Origin of the sequence: Microcystis sp. M079S1, assembly GCF_020246425.1 — a bacterium.
Taxonomy (GTDB): Bacteria; Cyanobacteriota; Cyanobacteriia; order Cyanobacteriales; family Microcystaceae; genus Microcystis; species Microcystis aeruginosa.
Genome location: NZ_JADBSZ010000057.1, coordinates 1 through 8,324, shown reverse-complemented (window position 1 = coordinate 8,324; position 8,324 = coordinate 1). Strand labels below are relative to the sequence as shown.

9 protein-coding genes and 1 pseudogene are annotated in these 8,324 nt (G+C 41.6%); 3 read left to right on the top strand and 7 right to left on the bottom strand.

All coding sequences use genetic code 11. The features are described 5' to 3' along the window. Window positions 1–52: 52 nt before the first annotated feature. From IM456_RS03485 to IM456_RS03470, 4 genes are all read right to left on the bottom strand, one after another. Window positions 53–358, bottom strand: a complete 306-nt coding sequence (locus IM456_RS03485; protein ID WP_012265597.1) for a hypothetical protein — start codon at window positions 356–358, stop codon at window positions 53–55. 2 nt (window positions 359–360) lie between these two features. After that, window positions 361–483 (bottom strand): hypothetical protein, encoded by a 123-nt coding sequence (locus IM456_RS03480; protein WP_287707868.1) that lies wholly within the window; start codon window positions 481–483, stop codon window positions 361–363. A gap of 266 nt (window positions 484–749) precedes the next feature. Next, window positions 750–965, bottom strand: a complete 216-nt coding sequence (locus IM456_RS03475; RefSeq protein ID WP_125730194.1) for a type II toxin-antitoxin system RelE/ParE family toxin — start codon at window positions 963–965, stop codon at window positions 750–752. A gap of 59 nt (window positions 966–1,024) precedes the next feature. Continuing rightward, complete coding sequence (locus IM456_RS03470) at window positions 1,025–1,402, bottom strand: outer membrane protein assembly factor BamD (RefSeq protein WP_125730195.1); 378 nt, start codon at window positions 1,400–1,402, stop codon at window positions 1,025–1,027. 396 nt (window positions 1,403–1,798) lie between these two features. Between IM456_RS03470 and IM456_RS03465 the strand changes: the two genes are divergently transcribed. Continuing rightward, entirely contained in the window at window positions 1,799–2,077 is a 279-nt protein-coding gene (locus IM456_RS03465) for a YlcI/YnfO family protein (RefSeq protein WP_197716385.1), read from the top strand. A gap of 110 nt (window positions 2,078–2,187) precedes the next feature. Continuing rightward, window positions 2,188–2,628 (top strand): type II toxin-antitoxin system VapC family toxin, encoded by a 441-nt coding sequence (locus tag IM456_RS03460; RefSeq protein WP_149985927.1) that lies wholly within the window; start codon window positions 2,188–2,190, stop codon window positions 2,626–2,628. Between the two features lie 81 nt (window positions 2,629–2,709). On the opposite strand, the gene IM456_RS03455 is transcribed toward IM456_RS03460, so the two are convergent. From IM456_RS03455 to IM456_RS03445, 3 genes are all read right to left on the bottom strand, one after another. Further along, window positions 2,710–5,349 carry a tetratricopeptide repeat protein gene (locus IM456_RS03455; RefSeq protein ID WP_287693203.1) on the bottom strand — a complete coding sequence of 880 codons (2,640 nt, stop codon included), beginning with the start codon at window positions 5,347–5,349 and terminating at the stop codon, window positions 2,710–2,712. A gap of 89 nt (window positions 5,350–5,438) precedes the next feature. Beyond that, window positions 5,439–7,712 carry a caspase family protein gene (locus IM456_RS03450; RefSeq protein ID WP_287693202.1) on the bottom strand — a complete coding sequence of 758 codons (2,274 nt, stop codon included), beginning with the start codon at window positions 7,710–7,712 and terminating at the stop codon, window positions 5,439–5,441. Window positions 7,713–7,809: 97 nt separating this feature from the next. Next, window positions 7,810–7,932: a hypothetical protein gene (locus IM456_RS03445; protein WP_287693201.1), complete on the bottom strand. Its 123-nt coding sequence runs from the start codon at window positions 7,930–7,932 to the stop codon at window positions 7,810–7,812. Between the two features lie 263 nt (window positions 7,933–8,195). On the opposite strand from IM456_RS03445, the pseudogene IM456_RS03440 reads away from it, so the two are divergent. Further along, window positions 8,196–8,324: pseudogene (locus tag IM456_RS03440) on the top strand (methyltransferase domain-containing protein); the annotation flags it as partial.

Here is an 8,324-nt window from a genome sequence, read left to right as displayed (position 1 = left end):
TCGGGGTAAGGGCGAAGCATTCGGATAATAAATCTACGGTTTCAGCGATAGGTTATTGCCCGAATGCTTCGCCCCTACTGTTTTCTGTTTCTACATCTGGGACTTTTGTTAAAACTCCCTCATATTTTTCTTTGTTATCTCCATTCAAACTAGGCAAATTTTCAACAACATTCTTCCCCTCTTTATCAACTGTTACAGCTAGTTTTAATCCCAAAGCCTTCAGCCAAAGCCCTAAATTATAAATTCCTATTCCTGCTGGCATTGTTAATAATTTATCGAGAAATTGCTCATAAATTTTAATTTGTTCTGCGGTTAAATGAGAATCCCCAAGAGCTTCCAGAACATTCCTCAAAGCCATTTTCAGTAATTCGGGTCGAATTCAAACTCGTCTTCTTCTAAGTGAGTTTCGAGATAAAGAGCCGCATAGTTTGGATCTTTAAGATTGTCCAGCAAAAAAGGGTGGTAGCTAATACTTTTAGACATAATTTTAACTCCGATAATCTCTCCAGTATTCTTGGGCTTGGCGAATATCTTTAATTTGACTGCTTTTATCACCTCCACACAGTAGCAACACGATGGTTGTCCCTACTTGTCCGAAATAAGTAGGTAGGCGTTAAAAGTTGTCAGACACCCCCCTTATTAAGGGGGGATTAAAGGGGGGACTAAGGGGGGATCGGCACCCCCCTTATCAAGGGGGGCAGGGGGGATCGAACCTAAAATCCATTTTTAATTTAATTATAACCAGCTACTTAGATGCGATAACTTGGATCATAGTCTATTCTTAATTCAAAAACACCTCCTCCTACCGAACGGTAATCGCCTAAATTGCCCATCCTCACTCGGTCAAGTCTTTTACTGATGATAGTTTGAGTTTTAGACACTCGGATAGAATCAAACCAATTATCAAAAGGAATTTGACCATCGGCTGTTACATAACGCTCAATTTCTCTTGGTTGTGTTGCCACGAATTAACTCTAGCACATTAGTTTCCTCGCCAATGCTTAACATTTTCCGTTCGTATTTCCTAATAAAAGAAGCTTTTATTATCTCTTGCGCCAATTACCAGTTTTCTCGGCGATGGCAAGGATTGACTCCGCACTCCTTGCTGTACCATCCACTTACCGAGTGCTAGATTTATGAAGGCTTCCTGCGCTTTATCTCCCAGCTTACGCCAAAGGGGTAAGGCTGTTTCCCATTTGGTTATTGCCTGTTGATAGGATTCGGCTGTCCCTTGTTGGAATAGTTGCATCCCCTCGTTAAAAAGTTGTTGCGCTTGGGTGCGGGTATCGGTTTGGGCGATGGTTGTTTGGGCGCTTGCTACTTCTGCCGCCATCACCAGGGGAGATAACCCTCCAGAAAGCAACACAGTACCAGCAATCAGAAGTTTGGAGAAAGAAGCCATAGTCTTATCGAAAATTTGGGTTAGAACCCCGTCCTTTAGGACGGCTTTCAGCTACAATGGAAAAAGCGATAACCAAGCTAAAAACTGAACCTTGACCACAGATAGTAGGGGGTTTCGTTCAGAAAAGACTTCAAATTCGGCCTTGAACGAGTAAAACTTTCTAGGAAATAAGGTTGAACATGAGATTTTTTCGACTTGTTCAAAGTGGCCGTCCGGCATTCGGACAATCAAAACGGACGGGTCGGAAAGCATAAGACTACTGCTAAGGTAGCAGCATCCTCTGAAGCGTCAACCCCATTGACGCGACCATTCTAAAAAGGTGGCGTGGTGAGGAATCACCGTCCGTTTACGGCGGTGAGGATGTCAACATTAATTAAAATCAAGGAGAACCCTATCATGATTACCTTAAATCTTAACCCAGAGCTAGAAAATAAAATTCAGGAAGAAGCCAAATTAAAAGGCTTAACTCTTGAACAATATCTTCAAGAGATAATTGAACAAACCTTAAAAAATCAACCTCAAAAAAGCTCCCAAATTTTAGAATATGAGGAATGGGAAAGAAAATTAACTAACTTTATTAATCGACCTTCTAATATTAATGCTCAAGCCTTATCTGATGAAGCTATTAGTCGAGAAAGCATTTATACCAGAGAGGATGAAATGCTAAGTAGGTAGGCACAATTATTTGTAGGATGGGTTAGCGGTAGCGTAACCCATGCGGGCGTTGGGTTTCATGCTTCAACCCAACCTACGTTCATTTTATATTTAATTCCACCCACCTACTTATGACCTATTTAGCTGATACTAATATTCTTCTTAGGTTAAAACAAACCAGCCATCCGCTGCACTTAAGTGCGCTTCAAGGCGTTAAAACCTTAAAAAAACGTTCAGAAAAACTCTATATTGTTCCTCAGAACTTAATTGAATTTTGGGTTGTAGCGACACGACCTGTAAAAGTTAATGGCTTAGGATTAAGTTTTGAGCAAGCTACCTTAGAAATTGAAGATATTAAACATATTTTTTCTCTTTACCAAGATACTCCTGCTATTTATCCTCAATGGGAAAGACTCATTAGAAAATATCAAGTAATGGGAAAAAAGTCCCATGACGCTCGATTAGTTGCAGCTATGATTACCCATAATATTGATAATATTTTAACCTTCAACACAGATGACTTTCTGCGATATTCAGAAATTATCCCTGTCGATCCTCGAACCATTCATTAATAATCTATATAGCAGGTTCATTCTTCATTCTAAATTTCCCTCAGCAAGTCGTTTTTGGGCTTAACCGAGCAGTATTGGGTCTTATTCTGCTTCTCCAATTAAAGTAAATGCCGCCCAATCTTTCGGATTAGGATGGTTTTTCATGGTGGTTAACATTGCCTGTCGCAACGCCTGGGCCTTATCTAGTTTTTTCTCTTGCCAATTGCGATAAAATTCAGTCATTAAACTTGCAGTAGGTGCATCGGGAACTGACCATAAAGAAACAATAATACTTGGCACTCCTGCGGTAATTAAAGAACGGGATAATCCGATTACACCATCTCCGGTAATGCGTCCCCTTCCCGTATCGCAAGCACTTAAAACCACTAATTCCGCATTCAGTTTTAAGTCGAGAATTTCATCAGCAGTAAGTAAACCATTATCATTACCAGAAGGTGCAAGAGCGATCGCACCGGGTACTCCTAATCCTTTAAAATCATCTAATAAACCATGGGTTGCTAGATGAATAATTCTGGCTTGAGGTAATTGGGAAAGGATAGCTTTTTTAGTGGCTTGGTTGCCTGTTAAAGCTTTAGTATTGAGTAGTTTAGCAATAGTAATAGCTTCGTTTTCTGCTGCTGGTAAGGGATTAAGTTGTTCTGGTGGTTCGCCAATTTTGATAGTTACTTTTGGCATGGTAGGATTGCCGACAACGACAAGTCCTTTCGGGTTAGCTTGTTGAACTTTTACTCGTTGTTTTTGGGTTAAGTCTAACACTTGAATGGCGGGTGCAGTGAGAATTGTGTGTTTTTCAATTAGGTATTTGCCATTAGCATCTTGTAAAGCAGGAAAAGGTACTAAAAAGAGTTCTCCTTGAGGCATGAAAATAACATGAGCGTTAGGATCGGTGGGGAGTAAATCCGCAATAGGTTCTATAAGTAATTTGTGGAGTTGTTTTAATTGATTTTTTGCTTCAGAGTCATCAAGCGGCAGTATTTCAATGCTACTTCTTCCTCTGACTCCGATTGATTGGCGAGTGCTAGTAACAAAATTTTCTAGAGAGGGAGCAAAAGATTGGATGTCTAGTTGCCGAAATAGGATTTCACCACTTGGTTTAACCACCCAAATATAAAGTTTTGGCTGTCCTCCGAAGTCATTGATAGAATACTCAACTAGAGTCGCCTCGTGTTCTTGAGCAATTTGTTGGATTTGCTCTAAATTTGGTGGTTGAATTGGAGGATCAGGTGTTTCAGAATATTTTGCGGCTAAAAGTTCAACAAATGCTCTAGCGCGTCCTCGTTCAGTTACTTCCAGTGCAGCTTCGGACTTTTGCTGTACAATCAGGGCGTATTCCAAATTATGGTAAGTATTAGTTTGGGTTTCCAATAAAGAAATTTTATTCTCATCCGTTAGTCCAGGTCGAAGCGATTCCCAGATGTTAATCGTCTCAAAGAGGTATTTCTCGGCCACCGCCGCATTACCCGTTAGAAGAACGGTACGACCCATATTATTGAGAGTTCTACCTTCAGCAACCCTGTCTTTCACTTCTCTGGCAATCCCTAGGGCTTGCTGATACAATTCTAAGGACTTTTGATACTCTCCCAGGCTGTTGTAAACCCTTCCCAAGTTGTTGAGAGTAATTCCTTCAGACGGACGCTCGTTGATTTTTCGACTAATAGCTAACGAACGTTGATAAAAATCCAAGGCTTGGGAATACTGCTGAAGTTGATCGTCAACTGAGCCGAGATTGCTGAGGATTTTAGCTTCACCGGAGGGATCATTCAGTTCTTGAGTAATCTCTAAAGCTTCCTGATAGGATTTCCGTGCGTTTGTATAGTCTTTCAGATTATTGTAAGCTGACCCCATATTGTTTAAAGCCATGCTTTCTAGAGAAAGATTTTTAATGTTTCTTGCGATCGCCAGAGCTTTTTCGTAGAAGTCCAGCGATTTTTTATACTGTCCTAGTCGGTCATAGATCCATCCAATATTGTTCAGGACAATACTTTGTCTGGTAAAATCATTGACTTCTTTAAAAATGGTGATGGCTTGCTGATATAAATCCAATGCTTTTGGGTATTCTCCCATGAGGCTAGAGACTTCTGCTATATTATTGAGAGAAAATCCTTCTCCACTGCGATCTTGTAATTCCCTGCGGATAGCTAAAGCTTGTTCATAAAACTTTAAAGCTTCCGATATCTGACCCAGACTTCGGTAAACTCCACCAATGATGTTGAGAGTTTTCCCTTCTTCGGCACGCTCATGTACTTCTCTGAAGATTTCTAAAGCTTGTTGTAAGAATTTCAAGGATTTTGAATTCTCCCCTAGATAGCTGTAAGATAGCCCAATATTATTAAGGGCAGCTCCTTGATTGGGGAGATCGTTCAATTCTTGAAAAATAACTAAAGCTTGTTGATAGAAAGGTAAGGCTTGCTTAGACTGTCCTAGCTCGGTATAAACAAACCCAATATTATTAAGAATCACTCCTTCTTGTTGACGATCTGCAATCTGCTGATAGATTGCTAAAGCTTGTTGATATTTTTCCAGCGCGACTTGATACTGACCCTGATAGTAATAGCGATCGCCTTCTTGAACCAGTCGAGCTGCTTGAGCTTTACGGTCAGTCGTTGTTTGTGCCACGTTTGAAGCAGAAAAAGATACTGAAGGAGTCAGCAGTGGGTTAATCTCTAGAGAGATTAAAAGGATAGCAGTGAAGAAATTTAAAGGTCGAAGCCAAGTAGGCATAGATCAATTCTCCTTAAATGATATAACTTTTATTGGCTCTCTCCAATCATTAAACTCGCTGTAAGTGTTCCTCTGACTAAAGTTAAGAACTAGACAACAACCTCAAAAGTAATCGACATAGCAGCCATCTGTCGAGTATCAATCTGACGCACTCTTGAATTAGAAACTGTCCCACTTCTCCGACTACCCCCATCTAAATCATCCAGAAGGCTAGAAATCGCCTCATCTGGCTGAGTTAAATCTATAGGTGTCCCTCTCAGATTATCCCCCCTCTCTGTAGCTAAAACCTGCAACAAGTCCACAGCTTTGGTTAAAGGAGTCGTAGTAGCAATAACCAACACTTCCGCTATTCCCGTTTCACCCTCTACCTTAAATTTATACAATTCCCCTCGATTTCGATCGGGAATCTGAATTTTTTCCCCTGGAGTCACAGGAGAATTATCTCCCGTCCCCGGTAAAGGCGAAAGCACGGTAAGCGTCCCATCTACGCTAATAAGTAAAACAGTAATATAGAGAGGAACTAACTCGTTATTTTGTACGAGAAATTGCACTTGAGTCCCCTGCTTGATTTTTTGCGCGTTACTGGTTAAACCGCGCACCCCTCTATTTTGACTGAAACTGCCTGACTTTGCACCCCTAACCGTAAACGATTCTGCCACCAATTGGCCACCATCTACCGCTTCCATCGCCGCAGCTACACTCAAGCGAGAGGAAGTCGCATTGAGGGTTAGCTTGACTAACCTCGCTGCTAACAAGGATTTTAGTTTCGCTTGCAATCGTTTGACTCCATCAGTTACACTTTCTCCTGAAATCCCAGCTGAACCCGGAATCAGATCCGCAGCCAGAGAAAATAGAGCCAGACTACCTATTTCTGGTAAGGGAGTCACTTGAAGTTTCTGCAATTGTTGATAGTAAGCGGGAGTCACTCGTCCCAGAAAATAGTGGATATCCGTCTCATCTGAGGAAACCGCTTCGATGGGTTTAATCCCTTGTAAAGCTTGCTTGGCTGCTGCTTGTTCTTGTCCTAAGGAAGCATCTAAACCAATTCGGAGAGTTAAATTACTGGGAATGGCCCGCGATCGCTCTTGAAGTAGAGTCCCGGAAGCAATATTATCTCTTGTCTGGATCAGTTTCCCTTTAGCTGTCAACTCTTGACGGGACTCTATCTGAACTTGACCTCGTTCTTTCCCTTCCCCATCCACTAAAGTTAAAATTGCCCCCCGACCGAATGCTGCTAAGGTACGCGGATCGATCCCTCCCAAAAACAGATCCACCCGATTTCCCTGCACTTGAGTGACCACAGCTTCAGCAGGGATTTTCTGATCTGGTTTGAGAAAATAAACCGCTTGCTGGCTGTTGTTACTTCCCTCCCTAGTATTAAATTCCGGTTGCTGTAATAAACCAGCCGTCGGGAAATATTCGCGTAAAATGCGATCGGTAGTAGCCGTCGCACTTATCATTACTTGACTAACTGAATCGCCTCCGGTTTGCTGCCAGAGATAGCGAGTCAAGATATATGTAAAGATACCGGCAGCCGTATCACCAAAGGGAGCATCGATCGCCGTTTGGTCAGTTCTAGCAGCCGCCAGCATTATGCCTTTGGGAACGCCCTTTTTTCGCTCTGTGGCCAAGTCTGAAGCGGTCAAGTTGAGTCTGGACATCAGTTGTTTTTGATATTCCTGTTCCTGGGGACTTGCTAACAGTTGGATGTTAGAGTTTTCAGTCCGGTTTAGCTCCCGATTTCCAGGGCGCGATCGCAAAGTTAAGATGCCCTTTCTCGCCCCTCCAGAGTGACAACTATCCAGAATAAAAGTGACATTTTCTGTATTAATTGCTTGCATCAACAACCACAAAGTATGACCTGTAATATCATTGACTTTTCCTCCTTTATTGGGATAACCTGGAGGCAGAATGCTATCAACAGGAACAATCGTGCTAACTTGCCCATCTTGAAAAATTTGATCGGGATCAAAAACTTGAGAACCATGACCAGAAAAGTGAAAAACTACCACATCACTGGGTTGCGCCCATTTAATTAAATGCTCCTCAAACGCTTGTAGGATATTCTCACGAGTTGCTTCATGATCAGTTAAAAGCAAAATTTGATCGGACTGAAATCCAAAACGGTGAATGAGTAATTCCTGTTGTAGTTTGACATCATTGACTGCGCCTTCAAGGGTTATCCATCTAGTATCGGGGTAATTATTAACACCCACTAACAACGATCGTTTACGAGGTGTATTCTCTGCCAGTACGCTACGATAAAGAATGGCTCGCTGTTTCAATTCCAACTGGCTTAATCCTAAAGTTGCTAATAAAGAACCAGTCAGGGATAGTAATTGCCTACGCTTAATTCTAGTCATAAAATTTCCCTACCTATTTAATACTACCAAATCTTGATACTGAAAGCATTTATTATTGTGATTTGGGGGGAATTTGCCCAGCCGTTAAGGTGACAATTTAGCCATCTTTTAAAATGCTGATAGACTCTCCTAGTCGGTGTCTCTCCATCGCCTCCGCAATCGCTATTCTCACACCAGCATGAATTTTCTGATACAGTTCTGTTAAGGTGGATTCAGTCATTTGAGTTACAGATAGATAATCCAAGTATCGCACAAGGGTAAATACAAATAGATTAGGTTAACGACACATCTTCGGGAATATTATGCCACTGGCTACCTTTCTGTCAACTCTCTCTAAAGACTGATGATTTCCTCCTCTTCTTTTGTGTGTACTTTGTCCGCCTAAATCTTTTAAACTAGAAACATCGGAACTCAATACTGGAGAAACTTCTTATGTCGGAAACCTCTTATCTTTAATTCCACCCACTCACTTAGGAAATCACCATGGAACTTGAGCAACGAATAGCCGATTTTTATGACTCCTCTAGTGGACTGTGGGAAAGGATTTGGGGCGAACATATGCACCATGGTTACTACGGTCGCGGTGGCAAGATTAAACTCGATCGCCGTCAG

What these genes read in the sequence shown, in the direction of transcription:
- IM456_RS03485 (WP_012265597.1), bottom strand. Translation starts at nt 358, where the DNA reads ATGGCTTTGAGGAATGTTCTGGAAGCTCTTGGGGATTCTCATTTAACC.
- IM456_RS03480 (WP_287707868.1), bottom strand. Translation starts at nt 483, where the DNA reads ATGTCTAAAAGTATTAGCTACCACCCTTTTTTGCTGGACAATCTTAAA.
- IM456_RS03470 (WP_125730195.1), bottom strand. Translation starts at nt 1,402, where the DNA reads ATGGCTTCTTTCTCCAAACTTCTGATTGCTGGTACTGTGTTGCTTTCT.
- IM456_RS03465 (WP_197716385.1), top strand. Translation starts at nt 1,799, where the DNA reads ATGATTACCTTAAATCTTAACCCAGAGCTAGAAAATAAAATTCAGGAA.
- IM456_RS03460 (WP_149985927.1), top strand. Translation starts at nt 2,188, where the DNA reads ATGACCTATTTAGCTGATACTAATATTCTTCTTAGGTTAAAACAAACC.
- IM456_RS03455 (WP_287693203.1), bottom strand. Translation starts at nt 5,349, where the DNA reads ATGCCTACTTGGCTTCGACCTTTAAATTTCTTCACTGCTATCCTTTTA.
- IM456_RS03450 (WP_287693202.1), bottom strand. Translation starts at nt 7,712, where the DNA reads ATGACTAGAATTAAGCGTAGGCAATTACTATCCCTGACTGGTTCTTTA.
- IM456_RS03445 (WP_287693201.1), bottom strand. Translation starts at nt 7,932, where the DNA reads ATGACTGAATCCACCTTAACAGAACTGTATCAGAAAATTCATGCTGGT.